The sequence below is a fragment of the Bradyrhizobium betae genome, assembly GCF_004123905.1.
GTDB lineage: Bacteria > Pseudomonadota > Alphaproteobacteria > Rhizobiales > Xanthobacteraceae > Bradyrhizobium > Bradyrhizobium betae_A.
The window spans coordinates 53,811-67,890 of record NZ_MZXW01000041.1; the positions used below are offsets into that span (position 1 = coordinate 53,811).

General features: G+C 64.8%; 12 protein-coding genes. 3 read left to right on the forward strand and 9 right to left on the reverse strand.

Features of this window, described 5'->3' with window-relative positions; genetic code table 11:
• Nucleotides 1-61 precede the first annotated feature (61 nt).
• Nucleotides 62-568: a MarR family winged helix-turn-helix transcriptional regulator gene (locus B5V03_RS29555; RefSeq protein ID WP_129273920.1), complete on the forward strand. Its 507-nt coding sequence runs from the start codon at nt 62-64 to the stop codon at nt 566-568.
• Nucleotides 569-933: 365 nt separating this feature from the next.
• Here B5V03_RS29555 and B5V03_RS29560 read toward each other — a convergent pair whose 3' ends face one another.
• Nucleotides 934-2,781: a feruloyl-CoA synthase gene (locus tag B5V03_RS29560; protein ID WP_129273921.1), complete on the reverse strand. Its 1,848-nt coding sequence runs from the start codon at nt 2,779-2,781 to the stop codon at nt 934-936.
• A gap of 150 nt (nt 2,782-2,931) precedes the next feature.
• On the opposite strand from B5V03_RS29560, the gene B5V03_RS29565 reads away from it, so the two are divergent.
• Both B5V03_RS29565 and atzF read left to right on the forward strand, forming a co-directional pair.
• Nucleotides 2,932-3,426: a MarR family winged helix-turn-helix transcriptional regulator gene (locus B5V03_RS29565; RefSeq protein ID WP_129273922.1), complete on the forward strand. Its 495-nt coding sequence runs from the start codon at nt 2,932-2,934 to the stop codon at nt 3,424-3,426.
• A 207-nt stretch (nt 3,427-3,633) separates the two neighbouring features.
• The gene (gene atzF / locus B5V03_RS29570) at nt 3,634-5,439 is read left to right on the forward strand and encodes an allophanate hydrolase (protein ID WP_129273923.1); all 1,806 of its coding nucleotides are present in this window, start codon (nt 3,634-3,636) and stop codon (nt 5,437-5,439) included.
• Between the two features lie 89 nt (nt 5,440-5,528).
• On the opposite strand, the gene B5V03_RS29575 is transcribed toward atzF, so the two are convergent.
• The 8 genes from B5V03_RS29575 to B5V03_RS29610 all read right to left on the reverse strand — a co-directional run bounded on the left by B5V03_RS29575 (nt 5,529) and on the right by B5V03_RS29610 (nt 13,869).
• Nucleotides 5,529-6,251, reverse strand: coding sequence for a GntR family transcriptional regulator (locus B5V03_RS29575; RefSeq protein WP_164988369.1), 723 nt, complete (start codon nt 6,249-6,251; stop codon nt 5,529-5,531).
• A gap of 4 nt (nt 6,252-6,255) precedes the next feature.
• Complete coding sequence (hpxZ, locus tag B5V03_RS29580; RefSeq protein ID WP_129273925.1) at nt 6,256-6,648, reverse strand: oxalurate catabolism protein HpxZ; 393 nt, start codon at nt 6,646-6,648, stop codon at nt 6,256-6,258.
• Between the two features lie 12 nt (nt 6,649-6,660).
• Nucleotides 6,661-8,055 carry an AtzE family amidohydrolase gene (locus B5V03_RS29585; protein ID WP_164988370.1) on the reverse strand — a complete coding sequence of 465 codons (1,395 nt, stop codon included), beginning with the start codon at nt 8,053-8,055 and terminating at the stop codon, nt 6,661-6,663.
• 7 nt (nt 8,056-8,062) lie between these two features.
• Nucleotides 8,063-8,245, reverse strand: a complete 183-nt coding sequence (locus B5V03_RS29590; protein ID WP_129273926.1) for a DUF4089 domain-containing protein — start codon at nt 8,243-8,245, stop codon at nt 8,063-8,065.
• Nucleotides 8,246-8,262: 17 nt separating this feature from the next.
• A complete protein-coding gene (locus tag B5V03_RS29595; protein WP_129273927.1) occupies nt 8,263-9,990 on the reverse strand; it encodes a dipeptide ABC transporter ATP-binding protein in 1,728 nt (575 codons plus the stop codon).
• 94 nt (nt 9,991-10,084) lie between these two features.
• Nucleotides 10,085-10,984: an ABC transporter permease gene (locus B5V03_RS29600; protein WP_129273928.1), complete on the reverse strand. Its 900-nt coding sequence runs from the start codon at nt 10,982-10,984 to the stop codon at nt 10,085-10,087.
• A 3-nt stretch (nt 10,985-10,987) separates the two neighbouring features.
• Entirely contained in the window at nt 10,988-12,001 is a 1,014-nt protein-coding gene (locus B5V03_RS29605) for an ABC transporter permease (protein WP_129273929.1), read from the reverse strand.
• Between the two features lie 245 nt (nt 12,002-12,246).
• On the reverse strand, nt 12,247-13,869 hold the full coding sequence (locus tag B5V03_RS29610; RefSeq protein WP_129273930.1) for an ABC transporter substrate-binding protein: 1,623 nt from the start codon (nt 13,867-13,869) through the stop codon (nt 12,247-12,249).
• Between the last annotated feature and the right edge of the window lie 211 nt (nt 13,870-14,080).

A 14,080-nucleotide genomic window follows, 5' to 3' on the forward strand; every position in this document is an offset into this window, starting at 1 on the left:
CTTGTGAAAGCGCCGCGCTTGCCCTTAGGTCATCAGGCACGCCGCGAGACAGAATCCCGATATGCCGCCGTCTTCGACCAGAGCCCGCCAAAAGCCCGCGCCCGCCGAGACCGGGCCGACGCTCGATCTCGATCGCTACGTTCCGGCCTTCATCACCTTCATCGCCAACAAGCTCTCGAACAGCGCGACCGCGTTCTATCAGAAGCAGTTCGGCGTCAACGTCACGGAATGGCGGATCATGTCGCTGCTGGCGATCGAGCCCGGCATACCAGCCTCGCGGATCTGCCACGTCATCGGTTTCGACAAAGGTCCGGTGAGCCGCACGCTCGCTGGGCTCGAGAAGCGCGGACTGGTGTCGATCCGCACCGACCCGAATGACGGCCGCACCCATTCGATCTCGCTGACAGCGCGCGGCCGCGCGACCCATGACAAGGTGATTGTCGCGGCGTTCGAGCGCGAGCGGCGGCTGCTGTCTTGTCTCAGCAAGGACGAGCGCGAGGTGCTGATCGATTTGTTGCGCCGGCTGCACGAGAATCTGGGCGCAGTGACCGGCGGCACCGAGGCCTGACAGATCGCTCGCCGGGCGAGATCGTCCGCCATTGTCAGGCATACGCCAGCGCTTGGCCGCGGCACCCTCTCTGCCGAGCATCGTCTCCTCCGATCCGGCGCGGCGGTTCCCCCGCCGTCATCCTTGCCTGGAACGGTTCGCACAAATTAGTTGCTTAAGCAACAAAAGAATCATCCGGGGTATTGCGGCAGAATGGCTGGCTTATTTTCAACCCTGCTCTCGTGTCCCGGACGCGGCGCGGCATGAAATAACGCGACGCAGAGCCGGGACCCATGCAGCCGCACGCGCTAGGAGAGATGGGCCCCGGCTCTGCAGCGCATCACTGCGTGCTGCTCTGCGTCCGGGGCACGGGAGCCTTTCACCCGTTACAAACCGATCCACTCACCCGACGCATCATCATTCAACCGCGCCACCGCATCCGCACGCCGCGTGAGGACGGCGCGCTGGTTGATGTAGCCCTTGTCGGTGATCTCGCCGCCGTCGACTGATGGCGGTTCGGCGAGCAGCAGCGCGCGCGTGGCATGGCCGGAGGAATTGGCGCCCTCCTGCTTCAGTGTTACCAACCCCTGCGCGATCGCAGTCCTGACCTTGTCATGCGCGAGCAACTCACTCACGCTTGCCGCCTCGGGCAAACCGGCATGCGCGCGACACGCGGCGATGTTCGGGAACACCAGGAACCGCACTTCGTCGCCACCGTGCCCGGTGACGACGATATCCTGCGCGAGCGGCGCCAGTGCGGCGATGCCGGCGACGCGCAATGTGCCGACGCTGACCCAGGTGCCGGAGTTGAGCTTGAAGTCCTCCGCGACACGGCCATCGAAGAACAGGCCGCGCTCGGGCCGCGCGCTGTCAGCAAGCTTCACGGCGTCGCCGATGAGATAAAAACCCTCTTCGTCAAACGCCTGCTTTGTCAGTTCCGGCGCCTTCCAATAGCCCGGCGTGACGTTGGGGCCGCGCACGCGCACCTCCAGCTTGTCGCCTGAGCTGACGAGCTTCAGGTCGGTCCCGGGAATCGGCACGCCGATATTGCCGGAGCGTTCGGCGAGGAAATGGCAATCGGTGGCCAGCGGCGAGGTTTCGGTCGAGCCCCAGGCTGAGACCATCGGCAATGCGCGGCCGACGGTTTCGATCGAGAGCTGCTCGAGCGCATCCCAGAGATTCTGCGGCAAGGCTGCGCCGGCATAGAAGGCAAACTTCACCTCGCTGAAAAAACGACGGCGCAGCTCCTCGTCGCCGCGCAGCGCCGCGATCAGCATGTCAAAGCCGCGCGGCACGTTGAAATAGACCGTCGGCATCACGCTTTTCAGATTGGCCAGCGACGTCGCAAAGAGGCCGGGCGCGGGCTTGCCGCCGTCGATGTAGAGCGAGCCGCCGTTGCGCAGAACGAGGTTGAAATTGTGGTTGGCGCCGAACGTATGGCTCCAGGGCAGCCAGTCGAGGATGACGAGGTCGCGGGTCTGTTCGAGGAACGTCCAGGTCTGTGCCCTGGCCTGCTGGCTCGAGGTCAGCATACGCTGGGTGTTGATGACCGCCTTCGGCGTGCCGGTCGAGCCCGAGGTGAACAGGAATTTTGCGATCGTATCCGGCGTCACCGCGGCGAAGGCCTTGGCGACGTCGGACGTCTCAGGCGTTGCCGCGATCGTGCGAAACGCCAACGCATCGGCATCGTTCGCATGACCGCTGATGACCTGCGCATGATGCAGCGGCTTGATCGCGGCCAGCGCTGCCGCGAATGGCTTCGTCGCAGACACATAGATCGCGCCCGGCTGAAGCAACGAGATCATGCTCTTCAGCTTGTCGAAGTCCTTTGACATCAGCGAATAGGCGGGCGAGATCGCAGCCGAGGGGACACCGACATGCTGGGCGGCCAGCGCCAGCAGCGCATGGTCGATGCTGTTGTCGGAGAGGATGACGACGGGGCGCTGGGCGCTGAACTCTTGCGCGAGAATCCAGGATGCCGCCGCGCGGACCCGCCGCAGGGCGCCCGCGTAGGTCACGGTGGCCCAGGGTGCATCGGCGCCGTCACGCTCGGCAAGGAAGATCGTATCGGGCGTCTGCCGCGCCCATTGCTCCAGCCAATCACCGATGCAGCGCGCGCTGTCGCGCAAGGGCTTGCCCGAGCGCAGCACGATGCTGCCGTCGGCGCGATGCTCGGCGACGGTCTTGGGCGTTGCGAACAGGCTCGAAGCGTCGCCATGTGCGGCGGTTGTCATGGTTTCCTCCTCCGCCCGGATGCCCGGATCGGCCGCAGCCTCGTTCCGGGCTGCTTTGGCCATAATGTTGGGCAGGACAATTGTTGTCGTCAACAACAATCTTTCGCTTCCGCGATCGAGCCGCTAAGGTCGCACGGCAGGAGACACGGCGTGACAGCTACCGCATCCCAGACTTCCCCACGCAAACGCGCCGGCAACGGCGCCGCGCGGCGGATCGACGCCGATGAGATCGGCCTCGATGCCTTGATCGGCCACGCCGGCTATGCGGTGCGGCGCTTCCAGATCTGGATCTTTCAGGACTTCATCAAGACGCTCGGCGATGTCGACATCCGGCCGACGCAATATTCGGTGCTGACGGTGATCGGCGCCAATCCGGGCCTGTCGCAGATGGCGGTGGCAAAACGGCTCGGCATCGAGCGCGCGCGGCTGGTGCACCTGCTCGACAGCCTCGAGCAGCGCAGGCTGGTGAAGCGGATCAAGTCGAAGACGGATCGGCGCTCCCACGCCATGCACCTCACCACACAGGGCGAGACGGCGCTGGCGAAGTTCAAGCGGCTCGCTGCCGAGCACGAGCGGCATGTCGAGGCCAGGATCGGCAAGGCGAACCGGGAGCGGCTGCTCCAGATCCTCGCCGACTTCACTTGATCGCGACTGCACATGATTTGAGCAGGTGCCCGTAACAGGGCGCTGCCGCGAACGTCCGGCTGGCGCTCGAAATATCCCCCAACTCACTGATCCCACGATAATATCCGAGGCACCCGCGCTGCCCGGATTCTGTACACAATGGCACATCGCTTGCTTCAATCCGGGTGAGGACAAGTTGCCGGAGTTTTGTCGCCATGAGGGCTGAAAATGGGGGCTGAGCAGCCTGAAACGATCGCCGCGATTGTGGCCGCGCATCGCGCGGGCACGGTCGCGCCGGCGCAGACGATTGCGCGGACCTATCAGCGCATCCGCGACCACAACGATCCCGCGGTGTTCATCAGTCTGCGCGACGAGAAGGACGCGATCGCGGAAGCCGAAAAGCTCGCGGCAAAGGACACCGCCAGCCTGCCGCTCTACGGCATCCCGGTTGCTGTGAAGGACAATATCGACGCGCTGGGGTTTCCGACCACGGCGGCCTGCCCGGCCTTCTCCACTACGCCAACGCATGACTCGACCGCGGTGGAGCGCCTGCGCGCGGCCGGCGCCATCATCATCGGCAAGACCAATCTCGACCAGTTCGCAACCGGCCTCGTCGGGGTGCGCTCGCCCTACGGCATTCCGAAAAATTCGATCCGCGAGGATCTGATTCCGGGTGGATCCAGCTCGGGCTCGGCGACGGCGGTCGGCGCGGGCCTCGTGCCGTTGTCGCTCGGCACCGACACCGCCGGCAGCGGCCGCGTGCCGGCGATGCTCAACAACATCGTCGGGCTGAAGCCGAGCCTCGGCATGATCTCGACTGCGGGAATGGTGCCGGCCTGCCGCACGCTCGACTGCATCTCGGTGTTTGCGCTGACGGTGGACGATGCCGCGTTAGCGCTGTCCGTCATGACGGGACCCGACCAGGCCGATCCGTTCTCGCGCGACCGGCCGCTTGGCGCGGTCACGCCGTTCCCTGCCAATTTGCGCCTCGGTGTCCCGCGCAACGGACAGCTGATCTTCTTCGGCGACAAGAAGGCGGAAGCGGCATATGCAGATGCGCTGAAGCGCTGGACGGCGCTCGGGGCGAAGCTGGTCGAGTTCGACCTCGAGCCGTTCTACGAGACCGCGCGGCTGCTTTATGAGGGCCCTTGGGTCGCCGAGCGCTATCTCGTGATCAAGAATCTGCTGGCGTCCGCGCCTGATACGATCCATCCGGTCACGCGCGAAATCACCGCGGCCGGCGCGCGGCTGACGGCGGCGGACACATTCTCCGCGCTCTACCGTTTGCAGGGCCTGCGCAAGATCGCCGAGCGCACGTTTGCCAATATCGACGCGCTGGTGCTGCCGACGGCGCCGACGGCCTATACGACTGCACAGGTGCTCGCCAATCCGATCGAGCTCAACAGCCGGCTCGGCACCTATACGAACTTCGTCAACCTGCTCGACCTCTGTGGCCTCGCCGTGCCGGCATCGATGCGGGCGGACGGCATTCCGTTCGGCATCACGCTGCTCGCGCCCGCCGGGCGTGATGCGATGCTTGCGAGCATCGGCCGCGTGTTCCATGCAGATACGAAGCTGACCGTTGGCGCGAAGGGCGTGGCGCAAGCACCGCTCGCGCCGCTCGTCGCAAGCGGCATCGACGAAATTCCAATCGCGGTGGTCGGCGCGCATCTGTCCGGCATGGCGCTGAATGGCGAATTGATGGCGCTAAACGCGCGTCTGATCGAAGCGACCAGGACCGCGCCAGATTACAAGCTCTATGCGCTCAAGACCACGCCGCCGAAGCCAGGCATGTTGCGCGTCGGGGCCGGCACGGGTGCATCGATCGAGCTGGAGATCTGGTCGCTGTCGTCGTCGGCGTTCGGCAGGTTCGTCAACGCGATTCCTGCGCCGATGGCGATCGGCACGATCAGGCTCACCGATGGCCGCAGCGTGAAGGGTTTTCTCGTCGAGCCGGAGGTGCTGGCCGAAGCGCGCGACATCACGGCGTCCGGTGGTTGGCGGAAGTTCATGGCGGAGAAGGCGGCGACGTAGGGTGGGTTAGCGCAGCGCAACCCACCTCTTCTACTTCCGCGGAGACGACCAGTGGTGGGTTACGCCTTCGGCTAACCTACCCTACGAGATTACACCGACACCGCGTAGATCTCATACTCCCCGCGCACCAATTCGATATGCGCGCGCATGGCGGCGGCGGCGCCCTGCTTGTCGCCGCGCATGATGGCGACGACGACGCGGTCGTGCTCGGCTTGCGATTTGGCAAGACGTCCGAGATTGCGGAACTGGGCGCGGCGGAACGGCTGCACGCGCACGCGCGTCGCCAGCGTGATCTCGGCGATGTAGCCGTTCTGCGAGCCGGCATAGATCGCGTTGTGGAAGCGCTCGTTGACCTCGTGGAAGCGGTCGGGATTGCCGGCGTAGCTCAAGACCCGCAGCTCTTCGTGCACGGCTTCGAGGCCGTGGCGCTCGGCCGCGGACATGCGCTCGGCGGCGAGGCCGGCGCACAGCGCCTCGAGCTCGGCCATCGCCTCGAACATGCTCGTCAGCCGTTCGAACGAGGGTTGCGCCACCACCGCGCCGCGATGGGGCCGGGCCTCGACAAGGCCGCTCGCCACCAGCTGGCGCAGCGCTTCGCGCACCGGCGTGCGCGACACGCTGAAGCGCCGCGCGATGTCGGTTTCATCAAGCGGCGCGCCGGGGGCGAGGGTTCCACGAACGATCTCGTCGGCGAGCTGAAGCCGCAGTTCCTCGGCGCGCGTGACCTTGTGCACGCTAGGCTGTGCCCGGTCGACCCGCGGCACCACCGGCTCGGCCGGCAGTGTTCCGGGCGGAAGATCGTCAAGCGTCATACGGTCAGGTCTCTTTGGCCTCGTCGATGATGCTGACATGGGCGGCGGCGACGCGCCAGCCCTCCGGGAAGCGAATCCAGGTCTGCATCTGACGGCCGACCTTGCCGGGTGCCGTGTCGCGATAGAACAAGGTGGAGGCGACGGCCGTGTCGCGGCCATAGCTGGTGATCACGGTCTTTGCGGTGCGGCGATTGAGCCCGACCGGCGAGCGGCCGGCACGAAAACCGGAGATCGCCTCATAGCCATAGAGGTTCTCGCCGATGCCGTAGCGCAGCGTACGGGGATCGTTGCGGAACAGCTCGCCGAGCACGGCGACGTCGTTGGTGATCAGGGCCTGCTCGTAGCGGTCAAACGCGGCTTTGACTTCCGCGAGCACGTCCGGGAGATCGATCTCCATTTCAAATTCCTCTCAAAGTCCCCTTGGCGCGGGCGCAGCGACGACGTCCATCTTCTCCAATGCGTGCGCGACGCGCAGCGCGATGTCCTCGCGCCAGGGCGCGGCGATGATCTGCACGCCGATCGGCAACGGCTCGAGCGGCACGGGCACCGCGACCACCGGCAGGCCGACGAACGAGATCGGCTGGGTGTGGATGCCGATATTGGCGCGCACCGGCAATTCGACGCCGTCGAGCTTGAAATTGACCTGGCCGAGTTTCGGCGCGGTGCAGGGCGTCGCCGGCGCGATCAGCACGTCGACCGATTTGAAGATCTCGGCAAATTGCGCGCGATACCAGCGGCGGAATTTCTGCGCGCGGTCGACCAGCGGCGCCGGCACCATGGCGCCGGCGATCAGCCGGTCGCGCACCGCCGGATCGAAATCGTTCGGGCGCTTGCGCAGGCGATCGAGATGCAGCGAAGCGCCTTCGGTGGTGCTGATGACGTAAGCCGCCGCGCGGGCGCGCGCGGCTTCGGGCACATCGACCACGCGCGTCGCGCCAAGCGCCTTGGCGACGCGGCTGACGGCTTCGACGGCCTCGGGAAACAAATTGTTCTGGAAGTAGCCGCCGGCGGTCGCGATGCGCAAATCGGAAACCGGATTGGCGAGCAGCGGCAGCGTCGGCTCCAACCCGCGCGTCGTGCAGGCGGCATCGTCGGCATCCGGCCCCTGCATCGCATCATAAGCGAGCGCGAGATCGGTGACGGAGCGCGCGAACGGGCCGAGATGATCGAAGCTCGCGACGAACGGAAACGACCGCGCGCGCGACAGCCGGCCATAGGTCGGCTTCAGGCCAAAAATGCCGCAGAACGACGACGGCACGCGGATCGAGCCGTTGGTGTCCGATCCCAGCGCGATCGGCACCAGCGCGCCGCCGACGGCGCTGCCCGAACCGCCGGAGGAGCCGCCGCTCATCCGCGTGGTGTCATGCGGGTTGCGCGAGGGACCGTCATGGACGTTCTCGCCGGTGAAGTCGTAAGCATATTCGCCCATGTTGAGCGCGCCGACGAGAACCGCGCCGGCGGCTTCCATCCGCTCGATCAGCGTGGCGTCGCGCTTCGCCGGCGCGAGGTCGCGATTGATCTTCGAGCCGGCGCGCGTGGGCAGGCCTGCGACGTCGAACAGATTCTTCACCGCGAAAGGCACGCCGGCAAGCGGACCGACCTCCTTGCCGGCCGCGATGTCGGCATCGATCACGCGCGCCTTGGCGCGGGCGCGATCGGCTGTGATTTCGGTGAAGGAATTGAGGATGCCGTCGTGCTGCTTGATCCGCGCGAGGGCGGCTTCAGTGGCATCGAGCGCGGACATCTTGCCGCCTGCAACCGCTTTCGCGATGTCGACGGCATTCATCTCTGGCCTGGTGGTCATGGCGGCGTCAGGCTGTGAAGACCGGCGCCGGCTCGGTCTCGTCCGGCAGCGCGAATTCGTCGACCAGACGGGCGAGCCGCAGCGACACTTCGAGATTGGCGCGGACCGCCGGTCTCCAAGCCTCCTCGACCGGCAGCGCCAGCGCTTTGGAAACGGCGTCGATATAGTCGTCCAGGGCTTCGGCGGCCATTACGCTCCCAAACAATCTCAGTGAACCGGCAACGGCGGATGCGGGATCGCCGTCAGCAGCTCTTTGGTGTAGTCGTCCTGCGGATCGCTCAAAACCCTCTCGGAAGAGCCTTCCTCGACGATTCGACCCGTCCGCATGACAATGACACGATCGCACAACAAGCGCACTACATTCAAATCATGCGAGACGAACAGATAGCTCATACCTAGCCGCGCTTTCAGGTCCTGGAGCAGGTTGAGGACCACGGCCTGGACCGACACGTCGAGCGCCGCCGTTGGCTCGTCCAGGATGACGAGCTTCGGATGCAGGGCAATCGCACGGGCGATGCCGACGCGGGCCTTCTGGCCGCCCGACAATTGGTGCGGAAACCGATCCAGCAGATTGTGCGGCAGGCCCACCATCGTCGCCAGCTCCTCGCAGCGGGCGCGCAGCGCGTCGCGGCCCCTGATGTCGCCGAGCTGCATGATCGGGTCGGCGATGGCGCGCACGGCGGTGAAGCGCGGGTTGAGGCTGTCGGTCGGATCCTGGAACACCATCTGGATGCGGCTGCGCTGCGGCAGCCGGGCGAAGGAGGCAGGCGCCATCGCGCCGATGTCCTCGCCGTCGAACTGGATCAGGCCGGAGGTCTGGTCCAGCAGTCGCATCACCATCATCGAGGTGGTCGATTTGCCGCAGCCGGATTCGCCGACGAGGCCGACGCTCTCGCCATGGCCGATCGAGAAGCTGATGCCGTCGACCGCACGGAACACGTCGGGCTCCACAGGCGGTTTGCGGCCGAACAGCTTTCCGAGCGTGGCCGTGGCGCCCTGGCGGGGGTATTCCTTGACGAGTTTTTCGATGAGGAGAAGGGGCGCCTTCTCCGCGCCCGCTGCGACCGTCGGAGCGGTTTCAAGGTGGGCGGCGTTGAGTGCAGCGCCCTCCTCTTCCGGCAATAGATCGCGCAGGCTCACACCAAGCCGCGGCGTCGCGCGCATAAGCTTCTTGGTATAGGGGTGCTGCGGGTTCGCAAAAATGTCGGCGGCCTTGGCGGTCTCGACCACGCGGCCCTTCTCCATCACCACGACACGGTCGCAATAGGCTGCGGCGAGGCCGAGATCATGCGTGATCAGGATGGTCGACATCGCCTTGCGCTTGGTCAGCTCGACGATGAGGTCCATCACCGCCTTCTGCGTGGTGACGTCGAGGCCGGTGGTCGGCTCGTCCGCGATCAGCAGTTGCGGATTGCAGGCCAGCGCGAGCGCGATGACGACGCGCTGGCACATGCCGCCTGACAGCTCGAACGGATAAGCGTGATAGCGCTCGCGCGGGCGGGCGATCTTGACCTGCTCCAGCGCCTCGATCGCCTTTTCGCCGCGATCCGAAACCATGGCTTGCTGCACATGGGTGCGCAGCACGTCCTCGATCTGGTCGCCGACCTTGCGGATCGGGTTCAGCGCCGCGCGCGGGTTCTGGAAGATCATCGAGACTTCGCGGCCGCGCAGATCGCGCATCTGGTCTTCGGTCGCGGCTTTCACGTCGATGCCCGAGAACATCACCGAGCCCTCGGCGATCTTGCCGGCACGGTCGAGGATGCGCATCACGGCATAGGACGTCACCGACTTGCCCGAGCCGGATTCGCCGACAATGGCGAGCGTCTCGCCCTTGGCGACGGAGATGTTGACGTGCTGCACGGCCTTCACGATGCCGCGGCGGGTGGTGAATTCGACCGTGAGATCCTGGACGTCGAGCAGGGGCTGGGCGGTCATGCAGGCCTCGCGTCAATCAAAAGATCGAAAACAACCCCATGCACAGTAGAAGCCGCTCTGAAATCATTGGATAATTTTTGCCAGACGTTGACCATCACGTCCTCCGCTGGGGGTCGACGATGTCGCGGAGGCCGTCGCCGAGGAGGTTGAAGCAGAACACCGCGATCATCAGCGCGAGGCCCGGGAATAGCGCGATCCACCATTCGCCTGAGACCATGAAGCCGGCGCCCTCGGCGACCATGATGCCCCATTCCGCGGTCGGCGGGCGGACGCCGAGGCCGATGAAGGAGAGGCCGGCGGCATTCAAAATGGCGTAGCCCATGGTCAGCGACATCTGCACGATCATGATCGGCATGATGTTGGGGAGAATGTGCACCAGCAGGATGCGGAATTCGCCGTTGCCCGAGAGCCGCGCGGCCTGCACGAAGCCGGCGTTGCGGCGGACGTTGGCCTCGGCGCGCGCGACGCGGGCGTAGAGCGGGAAGTTCACGATGGCGGTGGCCAAAATGATGTTCTGCACGGTGTTGCCGAGCGCGGCGACAATGCCCATGGCGAGCACGAACAGCGGAAACGCCATGATGGTGTCGGCGATGCGGCCGACGATGCGATCGGTCCAGCCGCCGAAATAACCGGCCGCGATGCCGGCGAGGCCGCCCATCAAAAACACCAGCACGACGGAGGCGACCGCGATGAAGGTATCGAGCCGCGTCGCCACCACGACGCGGCTAAAAATGTCGCGGCCGAGCTGGTCGGTGCCGAACCAGTGCGCGGCCGATGGCGCTTTCAGCGCGGCAGCCGTGTCGGAGGCGAGCGGATCATACGGCACCACATAGGGACCGAAGATCGCGGCAAGCAGGATCACGATCAGCAGGGCGAAGGAAAAGCCCGTGACCTTGTTCTCGCCGAGAACGTAGCGGGTCTGTTCGAGGAGCGCGACGAGGCCCGAGGTTTGCGCAGGACCGACGGGTTCAACAGCAGGCGCAACGGAGCTCATGGTTCAGCCCTCCAACCTGACGCGTGGATCGATCACGCCATAGAGAATGTCGATCACGAGATTGAGCAGCACGTACATCACCGCCATGGTCAGCACGAAACCCTGCACCGGCGCGAAGTCCGACGAGATCAACGCTTCCACCGCGTAAGAGCCGATGCCGGGCCAGGCGAACACTTTTTCGACCAGCACGTTGGCGCCGAGCAGGAACGAAAACACCATGCTGAGCGTGGTGATGACGGGCAGCATGGCGTTGCGAAACGCGTAAGTGACGATGACGGTCGCCGGCGACAGCCCGCTGGCGCGCGCGGTGCGCACGAATTCGGAGGAGAGCACCGCGAGCATCGAGGCGCGCGTCATGCGCGCGATCGGTGCCAGCGAGAAGATCGCAAGCGTCGTCGCCGGCAGGATGAGCTGGCTCAGCGCCGAACGAAACGCCTCGAGGTCGCGCGCGATCAGGGTGTCAATCAGATAGAACCCGGTGACCGTCTGCGGCGCGCTGTAGAACACGTCGAGACGGCCGAGCGGAGCTGGCGACCAGCCGAGCTGGAAGTAGAAGACATAGACCAGCACGAGGCCGGTGAAGAACACGGGCAGCGACACACCGGCTGTCGTCGTCACCCGACATAAATGGTCGACCCATGATCCCGGCCGCGTGGCCGCGAGCACGCCGAGCGGAATGGCGATCACGATCGAGACGATGAGACCGAGCAGCGTGAGTTCGGCGGAGGCCGGCAGGCGGTTGCGGATTTCCGCGGCGACCGGCTGTCCCGTGGTCAGCGAGTTGCCGAAATCGCCGTGGGCGAGATCGTTGGTGTAGCGGAAGAACTGCTCGATCAGCGGCCTGTCGAGGCCGAGCTTTTTGCGGATTTGCTCGACGGCTTCCTTGGTTGCCGCGGGGCCGGCGAAGTAGGCGGCGGGATCACCGGGTAGCGCGCGGGTGAGCAGGAAGGTGACGATGACGACGCCGATCAGCGACGGGATCGCAAACATCAGGCGTTTGCCAATCATGGTCAGCATGGCGTGGCACTCCTTCTGCGCTGTGCTTGTGAGCCAGCTCGCCCCGCGCGCTCCGCTGCATTCCCTCCCCCCTTGTGGGGGAGGGCTAGGGAGGGGGGTGGCTCCGGGAGAGGTCGGAGTTCGTGGCTACCCCCCTCCCTGCCCCTCCCCCACAAGGGGGGAGGGAATGAGAGGGCGGTGGCCACCTCACTGGAATCCGAAAGACCCGCACATGCCGATGCGTCGCCGACGATCAGCATGACGCCTCACCCCTTCGCCATCGCGCGATAGTCCAGCCTTCGGTGGAACCAGTATTGGTAGCCGCTGATGTTCTTCTGCATCGCGACGTTGACGAAGGGCTGGTACAGCGGGATGCGCGGGATGTCGCTGTAGGCGAGATCGACAAAACCCTTCACGTCGGTGTCGTAGGTCGCGGTATCGCCGGTCGCAGCGGCGGTACGGGCGCCGTCGATGAGCTTGTCCATCTCCGCCGACTTGTAGCTCATGGTGTTGAAGACGGAATTGTTGCCGTGATAGCACCAGTAGAAGAAGTACTCGGGGTAATCGAGCCAACCCGAGAACACGTTGGTGAAGAGCGGCATCTCCTTCTTGTTCAATTCGGTGCGCCAGTTGGCGCCGGGCACCTTGTTGATGGTGGTCTTGATGCCGATCTGGGCGAGGCTCTCCTGCACCAGCACACAGAGCGGCTCGTTGACGCCGGCGAAGTTGAGGTCGAACGAGATCGTGGTCTCGAAGCCATTGGCGAGGCCGGCTTCCGCCATCAGCGCCTTCGCCTTCTCGATGTCGGTGTTGTATTTGTGCGGCTGCGGCCAGGCGACTTCGGTCGGCTTGTCTTTGGGTGCGCCGAACATCGGGTTGGCGAGGCCGAACATCACGGCATCCATGATCTTCTGATAGGGAATCGCGTAGGCGACCGCCTGACGTACCTTGGGATTGTCGAATGGCGGCTTGGTGACGTTCATGCCGATATACTGGATGCCGTTGGAGAACGGCAGCGACACCACGTTGAGCTTGCCGCTCGCCTTCATCTCCTGGAAATCCTTGAACGGCAGCTCGTAGGAGATGTCGGCGTCGCCGCGCTCCAGCAGTGCGCGACGGTTGCCGGCCTGCGGCACCATGCGCCAGATCACGCGCTTGATCTTCGGTAAGGGACCGCCAACCCAATCCTCGTTGCGCTCCATCACCACTTCGGTGCCGGCGGTCCACTTCGTCACCTTGTAGGCGCCCGAGCCCGCGGTCTGCTGCTTTGTGTATTCGAGACCCCAGGGGTCCTTCTCGCTGGCGTTCTTCTTCACCAGCTCGGAGTTGATGATGCAGGGGACGATGACGGCGAGATCGGGAATCGTGAGACGATCCTTCTTGGCAAAATCGACGCGCACCGTGTAGTCGTCGATCACGACGAACTGCTCCGGCTTGGTCAGCGAGCCCGCGCTCATCTGGAAGGTCGGGAAGCCGCCGACGGTGACAGCGCGGTCGAGCGACCACTTCACGTCCTTCGCCGTGACGGGCGTGCCGTCGTGGAATTTGGCGTTCTTCTTCAGCTTGAAGGTGACCGACATGTCGTCGATCTTGAACTCTTCGGCGAGCTCGCCCTTGAACTTGTCGCGGTCGTAATAGGGCACGCCGCCAGGGCCGACCTTCATCTCATGGCTGATCAGCCGGTCGTAGCAATTCCAGGACACCTCATAGCCGGGCACGTTGGTGCCGACGCCGTGGATGTCGAGATTGTTGGGCCCGCCTTCCGAGACGATCAGCAGCGTCTCCGAACGCGCATCGGCCTTGGCCGACGAGATCACCGACGGAATGGCCGGAAGCGCCGCGCCAGCGGCCAATCCGGAAACGGACTTGAGGAAATCGCGGCGCTTCATGAAACGGCTCCAACGCAAAAGTTTCTGGTTGGAACAGGGATTCGCAAGGTTCGTGCCAAGGCTTAACAAGAGCTTACAACTAGCCTACCCGTTTGATTTTGCATCACATTCCAGCGACTATCGCCTTGGCGTTTTCTTGAGCAGCCGCAGCCATTGCATACAAAGGTTGAATTATGCCTATAAAATATGCTGCCCTTCTATCAGCCCGATT